Here is an 18,451-nt window from a genome sequence, read left to right on the forward strand (position 1 = left end):
GCAGGAGGAGTCGATGCACGTGGACCAGCAGCAGGCACTGCGAGAGTTGCACGGCGACTATGCCCAGCTGCTGTGGCGGTTTGTCATGCGGCTGGTGCATGACCGGGCGCAGGCAGAGGATGTGGTTCAGGAAACCTTGCTGCGTGCCTGGCAACATCCGGAAGTTTTGACCCGGGAACCCAATGCGTTGCGTGCCTGGCTGTTCACTGTGGCCCGAAACCTGGTCATTGACGATTGGCGCAGCGCCCGCCACCGGCACGAGTTTGGCACAGCCCAACTGCCCGAAACCCCCGACGATGACCAGACCGAGAGGGTTCTCGATGCGTGGCTCGTTGGTGACGCGCTGGAATCCCTCAGCATGGATCATCGGGAGGTGATTCGGCAGGCCTACTACGGTGGCAAGGATACAGCGCAGATCGCGGCGGCACTGGAAATCCCGGAGGGAACCGTCAAATCCCGGCTGCACTACGGCTTGCGGGCGCTGCGTCTGGCGCTGGAAGAAAGAGGGGTGAGCGGGTGATGGAAACATCCGATTCCTATGCGCTCTGGGACGCAGCCTATGTGCTCGGCTCACTGCCAGCGGCCCAGCGCCGTGAATTTGAGCAGCACCTTTCCACGTGCTCGTCGTGCCAGCGCCAGGTGGCAGCATTGTCCGGGATCCCCACTTTGCTGGCGCGCAACGGTGCGGAAAACGCTGAAGCCTTCGCCGTGGCACCCGCCGTGGCTGGACACGTGCCGCTCTATGCCGGGCTGGCTGACCAGCTGGCCCGGCGTCGCCGCCGGTTTACGGTGGCTTTGGCAGCTGCTGCCATCATTGTGGCAGGTACGACGGCGGCCATCACCACCGGGCTCAACTCCAGTACCGCTCCCCCGCCGTCCGCCGTCAGCAGTGCTTCCTCGAGTGTCTCGCTGACCTTCGCCGGCACGTCCCCGCAGGGACTTACCGCGACGGGGACGCTGTCCAGTTATCCTTGGGGCACGCAAATCAGCTGGCGCTGCCGCTACGCTCCAGCAGCCCAGTATGCGGGTGATCCGGCGGGCCAGGACTATTCGCTGGTCATGGTCTCGGCCTCCGGTGTGGAGACCACTGTGGCCAGTTGGACTGCTGGCCCCGGTAGTGAGGTAACGCCCACCGCGTCGACAGGCACCCCCGCCCAGTCCATCGCACGGCTGGATATTCGGGACAGCGGCGGGGCCACGCTGCTTAGCGCGGCCCCGTAGAGGTTTGCCGGTTCGCCTCTCAATGGAAACAAACGGGATAAGACGTCAGTAACCGCTGCCGCCCTGCGCTGGTGCAGAAGTGGAGGCAGGAGCAGCGGTGACTTTTGCGCCGTCGGCCCCGACAACCCACCAGATCCCGCCGTAACCCTGACCCGAAGTATCCCCGGGACTCTTATCCGCAGCGTAGGTGTACAGCGGCAGCCCGTTGAGTGTGACTTGCGCGGTGCCGTCAACCCCGGTGATGGTGCCGACTGTTCCGGTGACTCCCGTGATGGTGGGAGCAGCGCTACTGGTGCTGACGGCCGGCCACAGGCTGGCGCAGGGACCGGAACAGGTGCTGGCCTTCTCCTGGGGTGTGTCGTGATCGAAGAAGTACACAGTCATTCCGGCACCGTCCACCACGATGGTGCCTAAGGCCGTGCTGGCCGTGTGCAGTTCGCCGGCGGATGCGGCGGGGTTTGAAGCTGCAGGTGCGGCGGGACTGCCACAGGCAGTGAGGAGCGCCAGTGCCAACGCGCTGACGGCAATCCAAAGTCTGGTGTGAGATTTCATGAGGAGGCTCCTTGACTGGTGAAACCAGGGCGGTTCCATATCCAGGACACGAAGTGGCAGCCGCCATGGTTCACACATGGCAGGATCTTGTTCATGAACAACACTGTGTTGACCGGCCAATTGATCTGCGAAGGCGAAGAGCAGCTGGCCGCCGTAGTGGTGCACCTGCCCCGCCATCTTGAATTGACGCGTGCCGAGCCGGGCTGCCTTTCCTTCGAGGTGACACAGACTCCCGATCCCATGGTGTGGGACGTTTCCGAGCGGTTCGAGGATGCCCGTTCCTTTGCGCTCCACCAGGTGCGGGCCAGTGCCAGCGAGTGGGGGCACGCAACGGCAGGCATTAAGCGCAACTACTTCGTGGCCAGTTGAGTCGCGCCGTCAGCAGCTGACACCTCCAGTACTACCGCACCGTTTCCCGCGGGAGTAGACTCGGCAACGGGCAGCAGCTACCGGACCAAGGAGTGCGCCATGGGCCTTATTTCCGTGGACTTGTTCATAACCCTCGACGGCGTTTACCAGGGACCGGGCGGACCGGACGAGGACCGCAGCGGCGAATTTAACCTCGGCGGGTGGCAAGGTGCCTACACCGATGCCGAATCCGGCGAGGCAATCGGCGCCGGCATCGAACAGATGGATGCCCTGCTGCTGGGCCGCGCAACCTATGACATCTTTGCCGGTTACTGGCCGGCCCTGCGCAACAGTAACCCCATTGCTGCAAAATTGAACGCCCTGCCTAAGTTTCTGGTTTCACGGACAAGGAGCAACCCCGAGTGGGAAGGCACAACGGCCTTGCAGACCATGGACATGGTGGCCGCACTGAAGAGCCAATTCAACGACATGCACGTGATCGGCAGCGGCAACTTGGTCCGCTCGCTGCTTGCAGCAGACCTCGTAGACAGGCTGAACTTCTACCTCTATCCCCTGACCCTTGGATCCGGGAAACGGCTGTTCACGGACGGCACCGGTGTCCCGGCCGCCTTCAACCTCGTGCAGCCGCCAAAAGCATTTCCCAAGGGTGCCGTCTCCCTGGTCTATGAGCGGGCAGGTGTTCCTGTGACCGGTATAAACATGGCTGAGATGACATGACGGAGGCGGAGGCTTGGGGTGAGCCGGAACCATTCAAGGCGGATGGGTCTGGGCGACTGCTGCACGGCACAAAAGCGTTTCTCACTGTAGGCGACCTGCTGGAGCCGGGCCGCCGCTCAAATTTCGGTGGCGGCAGGGTTGCGAACCACATTTACGTCACGGAGACCTTGGATGCGGCCACGTGGGGTGCCGAACTCGCGATGGGCGAAGGTTGCGGCCGGATCTACATCGTGGAGGCACTGGGTGCGCTGGAGGATGACCTCAATGTCACGGACAAGAAATTTCCTGGCAACCCGACCCGGTCCTACCGCACCAGGGAACCAGTCAAGGTCATCGGAGAAATCGTCAACTGGAAGGGTCACTCCCCCACCACATTGCAGGCCATGCGGGACGGGCTTGCCGAGCTGAACCGCCAAGGTGCCGCGGTCATCGACGACTGACAAAACCAGCGTGCCGCAGGCTGTTATGCCAGAATCATGGGCTCCTGCGTGGCCCGGGTTACTGCGACGTAGTGGTCCACAGTGCATTCAATCCCGGTGTCCCGTTCCCCGTCCTGTTACTGTCCCGTTTCCGGAGGCTCCAGCACGACGGCGGTGCTTGGGTGTTTGGAGGCCGTCCGTCCCAGCGGCCGGAGTTCACTGACGAGCACGCTGAGCACAATCAGCACTGCTCCTATCACTGCCAGAGGCGGCAGCCGGTCCCCCGCGATCCGCCCAATAACGCCAGCCCAGACAGGCTCGCCCGTGTAGATGATGGTGGCGCGTGTGGGGTCCACCGATTTCTGCGCCCAATTCATGGTTAGCTGGATGACACAGCTCGCCAGCCCGAGCCCGACGCCGGCGGCGAGCCACACCCACGAAAATGCGGGAATGGATTCGCCCGTGGCGGGCATGGCAACGAAGGCCAGAACGCTGCACACCAGCAACTGCACCACTGTCACCCGGCCCAGGTTCACTTTCGCGGCGAAAAGGCTAATCATCACGATCTCCGCGGCGATGGCAACAGTGCTCAGCAGGGTGACCAGCTCGCCCGTGCCGAGGCCCACTTGGAAGGCTCCTGGTCCGGCCAGCAGCACCAGCCCCGCAAAGGCTAGAGCCGCCCCAGCGAAAGCCATGATGTGCGGACGCTTGCGGAATACGGCCCATTGCAGGAACGGCACTATGGGTACGAAGAGTGCCGTGAGGAACGCAGAGGTGCTGCTGCTGATGGTTTGCAGGCCGACCGTTTGGAGTCCGTAGCCAAAGAAGATCATGACGCCGATTGCGGCTCCGGCGCCAAGATCGGCCCGGGTCATGCCGCGGAGGGCACGGCGGAAGATCAGGCAGGCAATGAGGCCAGCCACGGCGAAGCGAAGGCCCACAAAAAACATGGGACCGCTGTAGCGCATGGCCAGATGTATGACAAGATACGTGCCGCCCCACAACGCCGTGATGGCCAGCAGGGCCAGTTCCGGCCTGCTGAGTGAAAATGAGCGCGGTCGACGCGCGGTGTGCACCATTCTGCCCATCTTAAGGGGTACCCGGTACACCCCGCGACGGGATCCGTCCGTTGCAGCCCGGCACCATGCCCGGGTGCGGCACCCGGGCGGGGTCCGGCGTCGTGCTTAGGAGGTGAAGTCCACGTCCCTGGTAGTGACGACGGCTGCTGTGCGACCCGGGGCGTCTTGATGCTGCCAGTACAAGTTGGTGTGCGCGATGACCTGTTCCGGCGGCGGCGCGCCCCATTCGCTGTTGTCCGAGGTGGTGTGGGCATCGCTGACGAGGGTGACGTCGTAGCCGCGAGTGAAGGCGCCATGGATGGTGGAACGGATACAGGCGTCGGTTTGGGCTCCGGCAACAACCAAGGTGCCTACTCGGCCGCTGGCCAGGATGTCCTCCAAATCGGTTCCTTCGAAGGAGTCCCCGAACGATTTGTGCACCAGCGGCTCGCTCTCGAGGCGGACGAGTTCGGGAATGTACTTCCATGCCTCGGATCCCTGGGGCAGGCCGTCATCGTTGTGCTGGACCCAGAGAATCTGCGTTCCGGCGTTACGCGCCGCACCCACGAGTGACTGGATGTTCGCCACCACCGGAGCCCGCTGGTACGCATCGACCATGACGTCGTTCTGGACATCTATGACCACCAGGGCGGTTTTGTTGCGGTGCGGAAGCGTTGTCATGGTGATCCTCTAGTCAGGGCTGAATCGTTGCCGTACACGAGCCTACGCTCTCCAACCCCAACGCGAAACTCCCGCCCATGGCCGTGGATCATGGGCGGGTGTTCAGGCTTGCGCGCTACTTCTTGCCGGGCTTGCCCTGCGTGATGGGCTGCGCCGGGGCTGTGATCTGACGGTTGGCGCTCAGATCAATGCCAAAGTCACTGGCGAACACTAGACGGGTGTTTTTGTAGATTTCGGGGTGGTTCTCGTCGAGTTCGAAGACGCGGGCGCCACGGAGCCGGTTACGCTCAGCACCGGAGAGGCCGTAGGCACCAAAACCGCTGCCGGGACCATAGCCCAGCTCAACCCCGTAGTAATTGCCCACATACGTGTTGACGTGGTCATGGCCCACAAAGTAGCCCTTGACGTCACCACGTTCCAGGAAAGCGTTGAACAGGCCGGAATTGAAGGGGCCGGGGCACTCGTCCTCGTTGCGCTCGCCAACAATCTTATGCTTGGTCAGGGCACGGGCATGATCTGCTTCGGTGCGGGAATCGATGCTGGCAAACCACATGGCACGGTGCTCGTGAAGGGCGATGTGCCCCCACATGAGTGAGGGGACTTTCTTGCCGTACTTCTTTTCCGTGGCGATGGACTGCTCGCGGTACCAGCTGACCTGGTCCATGCGTACCCAGTCCCAGTCCGGGTACTCGGCAAAGTCCTGGCCGTTGATTGAATCCGGCGCGTAGCGTCCGGTGTCGATGAGCCACAGGCCGAAGGCGGGGTTCTTGGCGTTGGACTTGGCAGGGCTCTTGGCAGACTGGATCAGCAACTGGGTGTTCGAGGTGCCTGTCAGGCCGGGGATGGAATCGGCGTTGATGTTGCAGGCGTAGTCCTGCAGGAATTTCAGCATCTTGGATTCGGTCATGCCGGTGGCGGCCGCGGAGTCCTCGTCATGGTTGCCGAAGGTCACGGCCCACGGAATGCTGCGGCTCTCCATGGGGGCAACCACGTGGTTCAGCGCCTGCTTGACTTCCAGCTCAGTCACGCACCCACCATTGATGACGTCACCGTTGATGACAACAAAATCCGGCTTCTCCGAATCCAGGGTCCGCTCCATCAATTCAATGGTGCGACGGTCGGTCTGCTCGTCGTCCTGGGTGTCGTTGAACTGGATCACCTTGAAGGTGCCGTCGGCCCGGAAGGTCAACGTTGGCTTGGGGGCCTTGGCGCCAGGCGCGGCCGTGCCGGCAGTGCTTGTAGCGATGGTGAGTCCGAGCGCGCCCAAGGTACCCGCTGCCGCTAATGCTGTTCTGCGGCTGAATTTGGCTTGGCTGTTGTTCTCCGTCATTACTGCCTTCCACACTGCTCGCCGCCCCTTTTAGGCTACGTTCTGCGTCGAGCGTAGGTGGCGGTTTCAGCCACTTCACCTACGGTGGAAGTCCACCGAGAAAACAAAGGGTGAACGTCATTTCCCTTACCCGTGAATGAGTCGCTCGGCTCGCTCGCCAGATTCGTCGATGGGCAAGCTTGGCGCTTTAACGCCAAACGCGGTGGTGAGAAAGGCGTGAGCGTCCTGATATCCCAGTCCCAAGGTGCGGATCTGGTGGGCGTACTCCTCGGCCGCTTTTTGTGCCTGCCGGTGGACGGGGTCATCGTGAGCGGAGACAAAGGTGCCGTGGCGGCCCCGTGTTTCAATAGCTCCGTTGAGTTCCAGCTCCCGGTAGGCGCGCGCCACGGTGTTGGGGGCCAGACCAAGATCGGCGGCAAGTTTGCGCACCGTGGGCAACCGGGTCTCTGGTTTGAGAGCCCCGCTGTGGATGAGCGCCAGTACCTGCACCCGGATTTGTTCGAAGGGCGGAACGGCCGATCGGGGATCGACGCTCAGCATCATGACTGGCCCTGGCCCTGGCCCTGGCCCTGGCCCTGAGTGCCAGTGTGACCTTGCTCCTGACCGCCGGTGTCCGGTGCGGGGCCCGCGGGCACCAGGGTGAAGTTAGGCCACAGCCGCTGCCGGAACCAGCTGAGTGAACTTCCGTGGGTGTATGTCAGGATAACGGCGAAGTATCCCCACGTGCTCAACATTTGCCCTAGGGCGGTGCCCATGTTTGCCGCCGCCGTCGCGCCAAGGCCGTCCAAAATGCCCAGGCCGGCTGCCGACACGGCCAGCCAGGCCATGACGGAGGCCAGCACGCCCAGCTTCCGGAGCACATCGGCCCGGATGGCGTCGTCCCAGGCCAGTTCGAGGGTGTCCGCGGCCGGTTGAGGCTGTTCCAGGATCTTGCGCGCCATGACGACGCAGAGCCCTAGGACAACGGCAGCTGCCAGTAGGAATGGCAGCGCGGGGCCGCGTAAGAAGGCTCCGGAGTCAATCGCCCCGGTGGCTCCCAGTACCAAACCCGCTACTGCCATGGCTGCCGCCAGCACCAAAAGCAACGGTGCTGCATAAAGCCTCTTGGGGCTCATATAGTTACGAAGACCCACGGCCTCAAGCCGTGCCATCCGCGGCGCATCTGGCTGCCGGCCAAACAGAGAGTCACGGACGGTCAGGGCAACATCGAGCACCGTCGCGCCTATGATCACGGCAGGGAGTGCAACTAGCCACATGAAATTGAACGGCAACCCTGAGGTATGCGTAAACACGTAGATGCCAACGGCAAGCATCCCACCGGCGACTCCCCCAAGTAACGTCGCATTGGCGCTTCGGTGGAGACGCCGACGAAGGGAATCGTTAACTCGCTGGCTGCCCATGGGTAGTCCGACACGCTGCCAGAACAGAAACACTTGGTGCTGTTGGCTCTTGGTGGTTTGCACGATGATGGCACGGACGGCAACAGTCACGGCAAGAATCCCAAGTGCGATCCATGTGAAGGTCAGTTCAGAGCTCATGGCAGTCCTTTGATCGAGGTTTGTCTCAATGTATCATTACAATGAATTGACGGCGAGACGGTCATGTAAGAGTGCTGGGAGGCGCGCCGTTGGCGACGCAGGCAGCAGCCGCCCGTCAGCAGCTAGCTAGTGATCCGTGGCTCATCATCTGCCCGTTCCATATGGCAGGCTGCAACTATGAACCGTCGATTTCTTGCCTCAGCCCCTGCTCTGGTCATCGTTGCAGCGGCCCTTGCCGGGTGCGCCCCGGTTGCTGAAACCGGAAGTGTTGTTGTTGAAGTCCGGGCCATGGCGCCTGGATCCCCAAGCAGTTCCCACCACGTTGACGTGCTGGGACCCGATGGTGGGCTGGTCGAATCCCTGGAGGTGTCCGTGGGATCCGCCGTCACCATTGACAATGTCCCTTACGGATGGGTCAGCATCGCAGCGCCGGAAGTGTGCACGGTAGAGGGCCAGCTGGGCGCCGATGCGCCGGTGCTGCGGCTGACTATCGATGTAGCACACTGCACCATCTCCAACTAGCGACGCCGGGGCGCTACCGGTACGCTGAGCCGCCCGTCGGGAATGACACGCGGGGATGCGCCCTCGACTACTCCCCTGGGTGTGCCCCGGCGTGAAGGTGGGCGAGTCCGCCGTCGTGGTTGAAAATGCTGAGGATCTCCACGGGGCCTTCGTGCGCGCAGATGGCGTGCGGGACCATGGTGGAGAACTCGGCCACCTCGCCGGGGTGAACCAAGATGGTTCGCTCCCCCAGCTCGAGGCGGACGATGCCGGAGAGTACGGTGAACCAGTCGCGGCCCGGGTGGATACCGCGCTCCGGCGGTCGGTCGGTGGTGATGCGCATTTTTGCGACGGTTTTTCCGTGGAGGCCGTCGTCGGTGGACAGGACCCAGGTGGTCAGCCCCCTGGAATGGCCGGGCTGGGGGCGAATGACAACGTCCTCGTCGCCGGCAGATTCGACTAGGGCATCCAGGGTGGTCCCGAAGGCGCGGGCGATGGGTACCAGTTGGTCAAGCGCGATGCGTCGGTGGCCGGTTTCAATCCGGCTCAGCGTTGACGGGCTCAGGGCGCACCGGCCCGCGAGGTTCTCCAGCGACCAGCCTCGGGCGGTGCGGATGCTGCGGATCCGCTGGCGAATGAGGGCGTCTACATCGGATTCTTGCGTCATACGCAAAAGTATATGCGCCCTACGCATGCCCCCACTATCGTGGAAGCATGACTGAACACGCACACCACCACGAACAATCAAACAGCGAGCCGGCACACAGTAGGCACTTACACAGTGAACACGGCCGCGCTGGCGACGCGCATGCTGGACACAGCCACGATCCGGGCCACTCCCACGCCACCGACGCCGAACTGGCACAGATGTTGGATCTTGACGCGCTCATCCTGGGCTCATATCTGGCGGACGCCACCGCGTGGGCGGCGGAGCTTGCCGTGCACGAGCCGGAGACCATCCTTGACATTGGCTCCGGGTCTGGTGTTGGCTCCCTTGCTCTGGCCCGTCGATTCCCCGCAGCGCATGTCACGGCGCTGGACATGTCTGCCCAGATGCTGGCAACGACCCTCGAATCGGCGGCAGGCAGCGGACTGGACGGCCGCATCGCCGGACTGCAGGTTAACTTGAATGAGGAGTGGCCTGCGAGCGCAACGGCAGATCTGATGTGGGCTTCATCGTCGCTCCATGAGTTGGCCGATCCGGAGCGGACCATGGCGGAGATGTTCGCCAACCTGAACCCGGGCGGATTGCTGATCGTTATCGAGATGGACGGCCTCCCGAGTTTCCTTCCCGACCGCCTGCAGGAGGGATCCGCCGTAGGGGCTGGCCTGGAATCCCGGCTGCACGCCTCTCTGGCCAGCAATGGCTGGAACCAGTACCCCGAGTGGACGGCAGGGCTGGAACGTGCCGGATTCGCCGTCGAACGCCGCCACTTCCCCACCCGCGGAAGTGCGACGCCGGAACTCGCCGCCCGCTATGGGCGCGCCTTTCTGGGGCGGATCGCTCCCACGCTGGCAGGTGCCGTTTCCCCGTCCGACCTCGCCTCACTGGAATTGCTGCTGGGAAACGGTCCAGAATCCCTGGAGCGCCGCGGGGACCTCGTAGTGCGCGGACACCGGACCGCGTGGGCGGCGTCCAAGCCCTAGGCCTACCGCTACAGGGCGCTCCGTGGTTAGTCTGGCTTCATGACGACAATCGTGTGGGCGCCCGGGGATCTGGTAGTTGCGAGCACTGAAGGTGTTGATGTGCGGTTTGCCGGCGTTGAAATTACTGCTGAGATTCCGGAACACATCGAACGCGCGCCCGGCGAACGCGGCATCAGGGTGCATCTGGCCTGTGTCACCAGTCCGGCGACCATGGAGTTGCACGTCAACTACATGAAGGCACTGGAAGCCTGGGGTGAACAACGGAAAATGCATGGCTCCGACAAGGTAGGACGCCCGCCCGTCATGCCCGGAGATGTGGTGCTCAGTGTGGTCAAGGCGAATATCACTGACAACCATGACACCGAATACCTCTTGGTGGCCGGTCGGGTGGCGGGGACCGGCAGCGAATGGGACGGCTCCTGGGTGTTCGTTCCCGAACCGCCTGCCGGTGTCAAGCATCTCACCATAGAATTCACCCTCAACGGTGAACTGACAGGCAAGAGCTGCCGGGTGCAACTTGACTGACGTTGGATGGCCATTGGGTGGGCCCTCATGCGACGGAGGGCCAACGCGACGCTCAGCTATCGCGCAGTAACCTCGGTGCGTGCCGCGTCCGGAGCAGCATCGGTGATTCTCGTGTCGGCGGCACCTGCTTGGGAACCACGTGCGCGAACGGCGAGCCAGCCCATTGCAGCAAGGACGCTCATGGTCATGACGAAAGCGATCAGGCTAATTCCACCCCAGCCCACTCCGTTGAGTAGCCCCGCCGCGGCGAATGAGCCACCAGCTGAAAGTGCGGCGGTAATGCCGTCGGTGAAGCCTTGCAGTTTGGCGCCGCGGCCCTGTGGGTAAGACCGCAATAACATCGCTGATCCGGCGACGAACAGAACGTTCCAACCCACCCCCACCAGGGCCAAGGTCAGCACTAGTGCCCAGCCGGTATCGCTGAAGACGGCTATGGCACACCCACTTGCCATGACCACCCCGCCGAGAGCGATGGTGGCTCCCATGCCACACCGCTTGAGGAACTGTGCACTCACGGCTGAGGGTGCGAACATTCCCACCAGGTGCCACTGGATCATTGAGGCGCCTAATTCAGCGGAATGACCGGCATGGGCGCTGGCCAGTGGGCCCGCCGCCATGAGAAGCGTCATCACGAGCCCCGACCCGGACAGCATCAGAACTGCTTGTAGGAACTGCGGCTTGCCGATGCGCTCGCGGATCTGGATCGCTGACACTTTCAGCTCGGTGCCTGCCGCCGTTGCGGGAGGCACCGTCGCAGCCAGGATCAAGGCCACGACACCCAATGCCGCGATGAGCAGGCATGAACCAACATAGGGCACAGTCACCGCGCGGGAGGAGGCAACTGCTGCGAACGGTCCCAGCGCGGCAGCTATGACTCCGCCATACAAGACCCACGCTAGTGCACGCTCACGTTTGGCCGGCGGGGCATATTCGGAGGCGACGAAACGCAGGAAGCCTCCGATGGCGCGATAACCTCCTGTCAGGGCCGTGCCAACGCAGAACAGGGCGAATGAATGATTTGCCACAGCCAGGGCGGCGAGCGCTCCTCCAAGGATTGCTGTCAGCGCCCCCGCGACCATGACCGGGCGATAGCCATAACGTGATGCCGCGTGTCCGGCGAGAAATGAGCAAGCGGTGCCGACGACGACAATCAGGCTCAGCGGCAGTGTGGTCAGCGCTGGTGTTGGGGCAAGCGCCATGCCGACCAGGGCCGTGAGTGTCAGGTCAATGCTGACAATCATGTAGTAGCAGGCTTGGGCGGCGATCAGCTGGAAGAGCAGGACCCGGAATCGGGGAACAGTTTTCGTCATGATTCCACACTTCCATTGAGTAACTATGTCCCAACAGTGGCAGGATAGCCACTATGCGCAAGTTTCCAGCCACGGCCTTCGTGAATACCGTTACTCCCGTCCACGTCAGAGGACATAGCCAAGAACCCATTAAGGTGGCGGTCCTTGCTCTGCCGGATGTGCTGGCCTTGGACTTCGGCATCCCACTCCAAATTCTGGGCCGGATCACCGCAGGTCTCTACGACGTGGCGAGCTGTTCAGCGGGAGGACTTCCCGTTGCGGCAGCAGGTGGCGGGTTCACGGTGACCCCCGATAGGGGCCTTGACCTCCTTGAGGAGGTGCACACTGTCATCATTCCCGGCTACACCACGTGCCGAGCGCCCCTTGCTGGCGACGTTCTGGCCGCACTGAAGGCCGCTTACAAACGCGGGGTGCGCATGGTATCCATCTGCACGGGAGCCTTTGCGCTGGCCCAGGCCGGAATTCTTGACGGCCTCCCGGCAACAACTCACTGGGAATCCACAGCAGACCTGGCCCTGCTGTATCCACGCGTCGCGGTGGATGAGAATGTGCTGTTCGTGGACAACGGCCAGGTGTTGACCTCGGCCGGCGTGGCTGCGGGAATCGACCTCTGTCTGCATCTGGTCCGAAGTGATTGGGGCGCCGCCGCGGGAAACCGAACCGCAAAAGCAACCGTCGCCGCACCGCGGCGCGAGGGCACCCAGTCCCAGTTCATCGAGCACCGGGTGCCGCACGGCAGCGCCAGCCGACCAGCCGACGTGGCGCGTGCCATGGAATGGGCCGTCCAGAATATGCACCACCCCATCACCGCCGCAGACATTGCCGAGGCCACAGCCATCAGCGGGAGGACCCTGGCCCGTCGATTTGAGGGGCATGTTGGCATCACGCCACTGAAGTGGCTGGCGATGCAGCGGGTGGAACGCGCCAAGGAATTGCTGGAGACCACAACGGCGCCCGTAGAACGGATCGCAGCTGAGTCCGGTCTGGGCAGCGGCGCCAATTTCCGGGAAATCTTCAAGAAAACCACGTCCCTCTCCCCTACCCAGTACCGGAATGCCTTCTTCGCCGGTGAGGAACATGGCACGCTGCCGTTCGCCGGTAGGGTGGGCGCATGACGCCGATGCCCGAAGCACAGGACCCCGCCGTGCAAGAACCGCCAGCACCGGACCCTGCACCACTGGTCCCCGCCGCGTTGCTTGCCGGTCCCCGTGGCAGGCGGCTGTGCCTGGAGCTGGCTGACCTGGCCGCCGCTGCAGCAGCAACGGGCCCTGACCGGAACGACTTCCACTCCGCCAAGTTCTACGCGTCTCACGGCATGGATCCGGGCCACGGCAAGTCTGCCGTCTACTATGGTCCCGGCGCGGTTGCCTGCCCGCCGGCCAACCCCACAGCCGCCGATGTTGCGGCGCTTCTTGACGCACTGCCGCTGCCTGTCCTCAGCGAGGCTGCTCTGCTCCAGGCGCTCGCCGCCACCGTGAATTCAGCCCGCTATTGGCAAGAACCGGACGGCGAGGATGTCTTGGCGGCGAGCGCACCCGTGCGTCACGCACTGCATCGTGTAGCCGAACACTTGTTGGCGTCGCCGCTCGCTGCGTGGTGGACGGCGCCCCTGAATGTAGCCGAGCAGTGGACCGTGACGTTCGTTGACGAGGATCCCCGCCCGCAGGTCTCTGCCAAGAGAGCAGTGGACACGCTTGCACAGTGGCGGCTAGCGATCATGGCGGAGGAAACGGATGCCGCCACCCAGCGTCCCGCCGACCCCACTGCCAACTGGAGCGGAGAGTGGTGGTCTCGGCCGCCGTCGGGCCTGACCAACAGCACCCGCGCATTGGGCAGCCGTGGTCCTACGGGGCTCTGGCTGGTGGAGGACGGATTCGGACAGTTGGAGGCTGTTGCACAGCGGCTGCAGGCGCCAGACAATCTCCGGATCTACGAGATCGATTCCCCTGAGGCGTGGGCGCAGCTATGCCGCGAGCAGTCCCTGGAGGTCACCGCCTCCAAACTTCACGATTGGTACCGCACCACGGGGCGGCATGGGAGATGGGTGATCCCGGACTGGGCGCTTCTCAAGGACAAGTACGACGCCGTCCACCTCACCATGGGCGGATACCTGAGCACCGCCGGCTGTGAGATCCCCGTGGACGGTACGTTCTCCACCGTGCTGGCAGGTTGGGATCCGGATGCCACATACTGGCTCCGCGATGTGGTTCCCGGGGCCGAGGCCGGCCAGACGTGGTTGCAGGACCAGGAAGGTCCGGCCTGGAAGTTGCAGGGATCCAGGCGCAAGAGCCTGACCACTCCGGCGCGAAGCGACTGGTCTTGGGGCCATGGTGACTTCCGGGGGCAGTCCGTGATGGCGCTGCTGGGAACAGGTGATGAGCTATGGCAGCGCGTTGGTGCTGACGTGCTGCGGTGGAAGGTGAAAACCCGCAGTGGATTCACGGTGGATACGCCCGGACCCGTGTCAGAAGGGGAACGCGTCAACGTCACCGCAAGCTTCCTTGGAGTGAAGGTCGTTGAACCGGTTGAGGTGGTGGCGGTGGTGGCTGCTGCTGACAGGGTCGGATTCTCCTACCGCACGCTGCCAGGTCACCCCGTTAGTGGTGAGGAGGCGTTCATCGTCCACCGCATTGGCGATGAGGTGTACTTAACCATCCGTTCCCTCACCCGCGCCGCTCCGCAACAGCCGTGGCGGATACTCTTTCCTGTTCTGCTGGTATTCCAAAAGCTTGTCCGACGCCGCTATCTGCGAGCGCTGCGCTGAAACGCCCGCAGGATGGCATGGGCACAATCTCGGTTCGAATCTATGTTCGAATTCACTGGTGGGAGGCAGTTCGCAGCACCCTGCTGGCGGCCTCATCTGCGTAGTTACTCACGCGCTCTGCACCAGGAACTGATTTCGCGTCTCGATGAGTCTCTCCAGGTAGCGGGCCAGAACCAGCTTTTCTACCAAGCGACCCACAGGGCCGAAGGGTGCGGCAAAGCCGATCCTGTCGGTCATGATGGTGCCTTCAGGGCCTTCCTGAAAATCGTGGATGTGCCGGAAATGCCGAAACGGCCCCTTGACCTGTTCGTCCACAAATCGCGAAGGTGCGTCCATGGCGGTGATCCGGCTGGTCATGCGCAGCGGGACCCCGAAGTGCCATGCCCGCCAGGAGACTTCCTGCCCTAGCCCAATCAAGCCAGATGTCACCCCGGCTACTGCTGTTTCCCTGGAACGCGCCATCGATCCAGTGTGGGCGTCAATGTTCCGCGACAGGTCAAACAGCTCAGCCATGCCAAGGGCAGTATGGGTAACACATTCAAAAGAGACAGCCATGTTGGCCAGTATCCCAGAGACCAGCTGGCAGGATGGCACCATGACAAGCGCTGATCAAACAACTCTGATGTTGCCAGAAGTCCTTGCCGACGCCACCGTTCTCACCACCCGCAAAGCAGCGCCGACAGAACTGTGCAAGCTACCCGCCGTCGTGCTTGTGGAAGGACTAGCCACACCCAAGGAAGAGGCAGCCCCATGATGTTTGGCCAGACGCCGGTAACCCACGTGGGAGTGGACCCGTTCAACCCACCGAACCCAGATGTATGGCCCGCAACAATGGCCCCGGTGCAGCAGATCCTGCGCGAGGGGCTTGATCTGGGCCCAGTCACCGTCTTCGTGGGCGAGAACGGCTCCGGCAAATCAACGCTGGTTGAGGGAATCGCCATGGCGTACGGGGTGAATTCTGAGGGTGGGTCTACCGGAGCCATGCACCACAGCCGAACTACTGAATCCGATCTTCACTCGGGCCTGAAACTCACCCGCAACCCCGGATCCAGCAAGTACGGCTACTTCCTGCGCGCAGAAACCATGCACGGCTTCTTCACATACCTGGCAGACAACCCCTCCATGGGCAGGCCCGACAGTGACTACCATGGCATGTCGCACGGCGAGTCGTTCCTGGAATTGATCCTCAACCGTTTCCGCGGCGGTGGCCTGTGGATCCTCGACGAGCCCGAATCCGCGCTGTCCTTTTCCGGCTGCCTCTCGCTGCTGAGCGTGCTGACGCAATTGGTCGACGGCGGGGACTCTCAGGTCATCCTCTCGACGCACTCCCCCATGTTGGCGTCCCTGCCGGGCGCGGATATTTACGAGGTGGGACCGTGGGGTCTGCGGCCCAACGTCTGGGAAGACCTTGAGCTCGTGCGGAACTGGCGATCCTTCATGGACGCGCCGCAGCGGTTCCTGAAATACATTTAACCGTCGTACGCGGCCTGCAGCTCGGCGATGATGAGCTTCTTCTTGCCCATCATGGCCTTCATTGCTCTTTGTGCTCCCGCAGCGTCCGAGCCGCTGAGCCTCTGAGTACCCGGGGCAATCTCAGCGATGCTTGAATTCGGGAACAGCCCCACATGGAAATTCGCGGCTTCCTTGGCAATGGCTACGCGCCCAGATGCGGCTCCACGAGCTCGGCGTAGCGTGCTTTGACGGTGTCAACCACCTCGGCATACGGCAAGTTCCAGATGTCCTCGTTGAAGATTTCCACCTCCACCACGCCGGTGTAGCCTGCCTCGGCCACCCACGCACCGATCGAGGCAAAGTCAATCACGCCGTCGCCCATGAATCCGCGGGACAGCAGCGCATCGGCGGCGATGGGCAAGTTGAAATCACACACCTGGTAAGAGGCAATGCGGCCCTCTGCTCCTGCCCGCGCAATTTGCTGCTGAAGGTACGGATCCCACCACACGTGGAAGGTGTCCACCACGACACCGACGGCCGCAACCGGGTGCGTGGCCGCCAAGTCCAGGGCCTGGCCCAGGGTTGAGAGCACCGCCCGGTCCGCGGCGTACATGGGGTGCAGCGGCTCCAGCACCAGGCGGATACCGTGTTCCAGAGCAAACGGCACCAGCTCGGCGAGACGCTCGGCCACGCGTTGCCGGGCCAGGACAATGTCCTTGCCACCGACGACGGCGCTTGCCTCGCCATCAGAGTCACCGGCGGCACTAGCAGCGGCGCGGTCCACGGCACCGGGCGAGACGCTGAAGTCAGGCAGGCCGCCCACCACCATGATGATCTCGGTGGTACCCAGAGCCTTGGCCTCCAGAATGGCCGCCTTGTTGTCCGCAAGCGCAGCGGCTTGGCCGGCACCGTCGGCAGCGGTCAGGAAGCCGCCGCGGCACAGACTGGACACCTGCAGGCCGGACGCCTTGACCATCTCGACTGCTGTTTCCAGGCCCACTTCGGCCACCTTGTCGCGCCACAGGCCAATGTGCTTCAAGCCTGCCGCGACGCTGAGGTCGAGGGCTTCGGCAAGTGAGGCCTTCTTGATGGTGGCCGTGTTGATGGACAGCTTTTCAAAGGTGCTCATGCGCCGGCCCCTTCCAGAACAGCAGACTCCACGCTGGCCGCCGATGCGACGCCAGCAGCGTTCAGGTAACCAGCCATGCGTGTTGTTGCCAACTCGGGATTAAGCAGCAGCCCCGCCGTGTTGGCCAGACGGAACAGCTTGACCAGGTGGTTGAGGTCGCGCCCGGAGTGCAGACCGCCAATCATCTGGAAGCCAGCCTGGTAGCCGTTCAACCAGGCGAGGAAGGCGATACCTGTCTTGTAGAAGTACGTGGGTGCCTCAAAGATGTGCAGCCCAAGATCCCGCGTGGAATCGAGGATGGCACGCGCCACGGCCGGCCGGGCGGCGTCGTACTCCTGCAGGGCGGTTGACGCGGCAGGGGCAATGGCGGCAAAGATGCCCAACAGCGCATCCGAGTAGTGCTCTCCATCGCCGGCAATGAGCTCGGGGTAGTTGAAATCGTCGCCGGTGTACAGGCGCACGCCCTCGGGAAGGCTGGCCCGCAGCGCAACTTCGTGTCCGGCGTCGAGCAGGGAAACTTTCACGCCGTCAACCTTCGCGGCATGCGCCCCGATGAGCTGCTGGAACGTGTCGGTGGCTGCGGCGACGTTGTCGCTTCCCCAGTAGCCAGCCAAGGAAGGATCGAACATTGGGCCGAGCCAATGCAGGACTACGGGTTCCTTGACCTCGGTGAGTAGTGTGCCGTAGAGGCTCAGGTAGTCTTCGGGGCCGCTGGCAACCTTGGCCAGAGCGCGCGAGGCCATGATGATGACCTTCGCCCCGGAGGCCTCGACGACCGCGATCTGCTCACGGTAGGCGGCCAGCACTGCTGCCAGTCCTGCTTCGCCAGACTCGACGTCGGCCGGGTCCAGCTGGTCTGTTCCCGCCCCGCAAGCAAGCAGGTCACGCACGGTGCGCTCCGGCGTCGCAATCTTTGCAGCCTCGGTGGCCGAGCGGTTGATGAGTTCCTGGGTGGCGGCCCAGTCCAGGCCCATGCCGCGCTGTGCGGTGTCCATGGCATCGGCAATGCCCACACCCCAGCTCCACAGCTCGCGGCGGAAGGCCAAGGTGGCATCCCAATCGATGTCAGCCGGGGCGCCGGGAACGTTTTTGCCTAGGACCTTCGGGGTGACGTGTGCGGCGGCGTAGACCTTGCGCGACGTGATCAAAGCAGTGGGCTTGCGCCATGGGCCGGCCGGGTTCAGCGCCAGTGATTCGAGCTCACCGGTGGGCAGCGGAAGGGTGATTGAAAGAGTCAT

24 protein-coding genes are annotated in these 18,451 nt (G+C 63.2%); 12 read left to right on the forward strand and 12 right to left on the reverse strand.

All coding sequences use genetic code 11. The features are described from left to right. Window positions 1-13: 13 nt before the first annotated feature. Both AS189_RS11920 and AS189_RS11925 read left to right on the forward strand, forming a co-directional pair. Window positions 14-520, forward strand: a complete 507-nt coding sequence (locus AS189_RS11920) for a sigma-70 family RNA polymerase sigma factor (protein WP_062289111.1) — start codon at window positions 14-16, stop codon at window positions 518-520. Continuing rightward, window positions 520-1,221, forward strand: coding sequence for an anti-sigma factor family protein (locus AS189_RS11925; protein ID WP_062289114.1), 702 nt, complete (start codon window positions 520-522; stop codon window positions 1,219-1,221). The genes AS189_RS11920 and AS189_RS11925 overlap by 1 nt, the downstream gene beginning before the upstream one ends. 45 nt (window positions 1,222-1,266) lie before the next feature. On the opposite strand, the gene AS189_RS11930 is transcribed toward AS189_RS11925, so the two are convergent. Further along, window positions 1,267-1,773, reverse strand: coding sequence for a COG4315 family predicted lipoprotein (locus AS189_RS11930; protein ID WP_062289117.1), 507 nt, complete (start codon window positions 1,771-1,773; stop codon window positions 1,267-1,269). A 93-nt stretch (window positions 1,774-1,866) separates the two neighbouring features. On the opposite strand from AS189_RS11930, the gene AS189_RS11935 reads away from it, so the two are divergent. The 3 genes from AS189_RS11935 to arr all read left to right on the forward strand — a co-directional run bounded on the left by AS189_RS11935 (window position 1,867) and on the right by arr (window position 3,299). Continuing rightward, the gene (locus AS189_RS11935; RefSeq protein ID WP_062289120.1) at window positions 1,867-2,142 is read left to right on the forward strand and encodes a putative quinol monooxygenase; all 276 of its coding nucleotides are present in this window, start codon (window positions 1,867-1,869) and stop codon (window positions 2,140-2,142) included. Window positions 2,143-2,241: 99 nt separating this feature from the next. Next, entirely contained in the window at window positions 2,242-2,859 is a 618-nt protein-coding gene (locus AS189_RS11940; protein WP_062289123.1) for a dihydrofolate reductase family protein, read from the forward strand. Beyond that, entirely contained in the window at window positions 2,856-3,299 is a 444-nt protein-coding gene (arr, locus tag AS189_RS11945) for an NAD(+)--rifampin ADP-ribosyltransferase (RefSeq protein ID WP_062289126.1), read from the forward strand. The genes AS189_RS11940 and arr overlap by 4 nt, the downstream gene beginning before the upstream one ends. Before the next feature lie 116 nt (window positions 3,300-3,415). On the opposite strand, the gene AS189_RS11950 is transcribed toward arr, so the two are convergent. The 5 genes from AS189_RS11950 to AS189_RS11970 form a co-directional block, all read right to left on the reverse strand. Further along, window positions 3,416-4,357, reverse strand: a complete 942-nt coding sequence (locus tag AS189_RS11950; RefSeq protein ID WP_062289129.1) for a DMT family transporter — start codon at window positions 4,355-4,357, stop codon at window positions 3,416-3,418. 105 nt (window positions 4,358-4,462) lie between these two features. Beyond that, window positions 4,463-5,017 carry a cysteine hydrolase family protein gene (locus AS189_RS11955; RefSeq protein WP_062289132.1) on the reverse strand — a complete coding sequence of 185 codons (555 nt, stop codon included), beginning with the start codon at window positions 5,015-5,017 and terminating at the stop codon, window positions 4,463-4,465. A gap of 115 nt (window positions 5,018-5,132) precedes the next feature. Next, a complete protein-coding gene (locus AS189_RS11960) occupies window positions 5,133-6,347 on the reverse strand; it encodes a metallophosphoesterase family protein (RefSeq protein WP_062289135.1) in 1,215 nt (404 codons plus the stop codon). A gap of 126 nt (window positions 6,348-6,473) precedes the next feature. After that, window positions 6,474-6,890 carry a GntR family transcriptional regulator gene (locus AS189_RS11965; RefSeq protein ID WP_062289138.1) on the reverse strand — a complete coding sequence of 139 codons (417 nt, stop codon included), beginning with the start codon at window positions 6,888-6,890 and terminating at the stop codon, window positions 6,474-6,476. After that, window positions 6,887-7,885, reverse strand: a complete 999-nt coding sequence (locus AS189_RS11970) for a hypothetical protein (protein ID WP_062289141.1) — start codon at window positions 7,883-7,885, stop codon at window positions 6,887-6,889. Before AS189_RS11970 ends, AS189_RS11965 begins: the two co-directional genes overlap by 4 nt. 177 nt (window positions 7,886-8,062) lie before the next feature. Between AS189_RS11970 and AS189_RS11975 the strand changes: the two genes are divergently transcribed. Beyond that, window positions 8,063-8,407 carry a hypothetical protein gene (locus AS189_RS11975; protein ID WP_062289144.1) on the forward strand — a complete coding sequence of 115 codons (345 nt, stop codon included), beginning with the start codon at window positions 8,063-8,065 and terminating at the stop codon, window positions 8,405-8,407. Between the two features lie 67 nt (window positions 8,408-8,474). Here the strand turns inward: AS189_RS11975 and AS189_RS11980 are convergent, their stop codons facing one another. Further along, window positions 8,475-9,053 carry a helix-turn-helix domain-containing protein gene (locus tag AS189_RS11980; protein WP_062289147.1) on the reverse strand — a complete coding sequence of 193 codons (579 nt, stop codon included), beginning with the start codon at window positions 9,051-9,053 and terminating at the stop codon, window positions 8,475-8,477. 47 nt (window positions 9,054-9,100) lie between these two features. Here AS189_RS11980 and AS189_RS11985 point away from each other — a divergent pair, with 47 nt between their 5' ends. Both AS189_RS11985 and AS189_RS11990 read left to right on the forward strand, forming a co-directional pair. Further along, a complete protein-coding gene (locus tag AS189_RS11985; protein WP_062289151.1) occupies window positions 9,101-10,033 on the forward strand; it encodes a class I SAM-dependent methyltransferase in 933 nt (310 codons plus the stop codon). Window positions 10,034-10,072: 39 nt separating this feature from the next. Beyond that, complete coding sequence (locus AS189_RS11990) at window positions 10,073-10,558, forward strand: hypothetical protein (protein WP_129587259.1); 486 nt, start codon at window positions 10,073-10,075, stop codon at window positions 10,556-10,558. Between the two features lie 56 nt (window positions 10,559-10,614). Here the strand turns inward: AS189_RS11990 and AS189_RS11995 are convergent, their stop codons facing one another. After that, window positions 10,615-11,868, reverse strand: a complete 1,254-nt coding sequence (locus AS189_RS11995) for an MFS transporter (RefSeq protein ID WP_062289158.1) — start codon at window positions 11,866-11,868, stop codon at window positions 10,615-10,617. A 53-nt stretch (window positions 11,869-11,921) separates the two neighbouring features. On the opposite strand from AS189_RS11995, the gene AS189_RS12000 reads away from it, so the two are divergent. Together AS189_RS12000 and AS189_RS20765 are read left to right on the forward strand one after the other, a co-directional pair. Beyond that, on the forward strand, window positions 11,922-12,983 hold the full coding sequence (locus AS189_RS12000; protein WP_062289162.1) for a GlxA family transcriptional regulator: 1,062 nt from the start codon (window positions 11,922-11,924) through the stop codon (window positions 12,981-12,983). Next, window positions 12,980-14,632 (forward strand): DUF1990 family protein, encoded by a 1,653-nt coding sequence (locus AS189_RS20765; RefSeq protein ID WP_237759831.1) that lies wholly within the window; start codon window positions 12,980-12,982, stop codon window positions 14,630-14,632. The genes AS189_RS12000 and AS189_RS20765 overlap by 4 nt, the downstream gene beginning before the upstream one ends. Window positions 14,633-14,740: 108 nt before the next feature. Here AS189_RS20765 and AS189_RS12010 read toward each other — a convergent pair whose 3' ends face one another. Next, on the reverse strand, window positions 14,741-15,187 hold the full coding sequence (locus AS189_RS12010; protein ID WP_062289168.1) for an SRPBCC family protein: 447 nt from the start codon (window positions 15,185-15,187) through the stop codon (window positions 14,741-14,743). A gap of 40 nt (window positions 15,188-15,227) precedes the next feature. On the opposite strand from AS189_RS12010, the gene AS189_RS20255 reads away from it, so the two are divergent. Further along, window positions 15,228-15,386 carry a hypothetical protein gene (locus AS189_RS20255; protein WP_160320827.1) on the forward strand — a complete coding sequence of 53 codons (159 nt, stop codon included), beginning with the start codon at window positions 15,228-15,230 and terminating at the stop codon, window positions 15,384-15,386. Beyond that, entirely contained in the window at window positions 15,383-16,105 is a 723-nt protein-coding gene (locus AS189_RS12020; RefSeq protein ID WP_062289175.1) for an AAA family ATPase, read from the forward strand. Before AS189_RS20255 ends, AS189_RS12020 begins: the two co-directional genes overlap by 4 nt. Here AS189_RS12020 and AS189_RS20770 read toward each other — a convergent pair. The 3 genes from AS189_RS20770 to AS189_RS12030 are packed head-to-tail and all read right to left on the reverse strand — an operon-like array spanning window position 16,102 to window position 18,451. Then, window positions 16,102-16,257 carry a hypothetical protein gene (locus AS189_RS20770; protein ID WP_237759832.1) on the reverse strand — a complete coding sequence of 52 codons (156 nt, stop codon included), beginning with the start codon at window positions 16,255-16,257 and terminating at the stop codon, window positions 16,102-16,104. The two genes, AS189_RS12020 and AS189_RS20770, sit on opposite strands and share 4 nt — an antisense overlap. Before the next feature lie 29 nt (window positions 16,258-16,286). Beyond that, a complete protein-coding gene (locus AS189_RS12025; RefSeq protein WP_062289177.1) occupies window positions 16,287-17,213 on the reverse strand; it encodes a sugar phosphate isomerase/epimerase family protein in 927 nt (308 codons plus the stop codon). Continuing rightward, window positions 17,210-18,451 carry a dihydrodipicolinate synthase family protein gene (locus AS189_RS12030; RefSeq protein WP_062289181.1) on the reverse strand — a complete coding sequence of 414 codons (1,242 nt, stop codon included), beginning with the start codon at window positions 18,449-18,451 and terminating at the stop codon, window positions 17,210-17,212. Before AS189_RS12030 ends, AS189_RS12025 begins: the two co-directional genes overlap by 4 nt.

The sequence above is a fragment of the Arthrobacter alpinus genome (genome assembly GCF_001445575.1).
In the GTDB taxonomy this organism is placed as follows: domain Bacteria; phylum Actinomycetota; class Actinomycetes; order Actinomycetales; family Micrococcaceae; genus Specibacter; species Specibacter alpinus_C.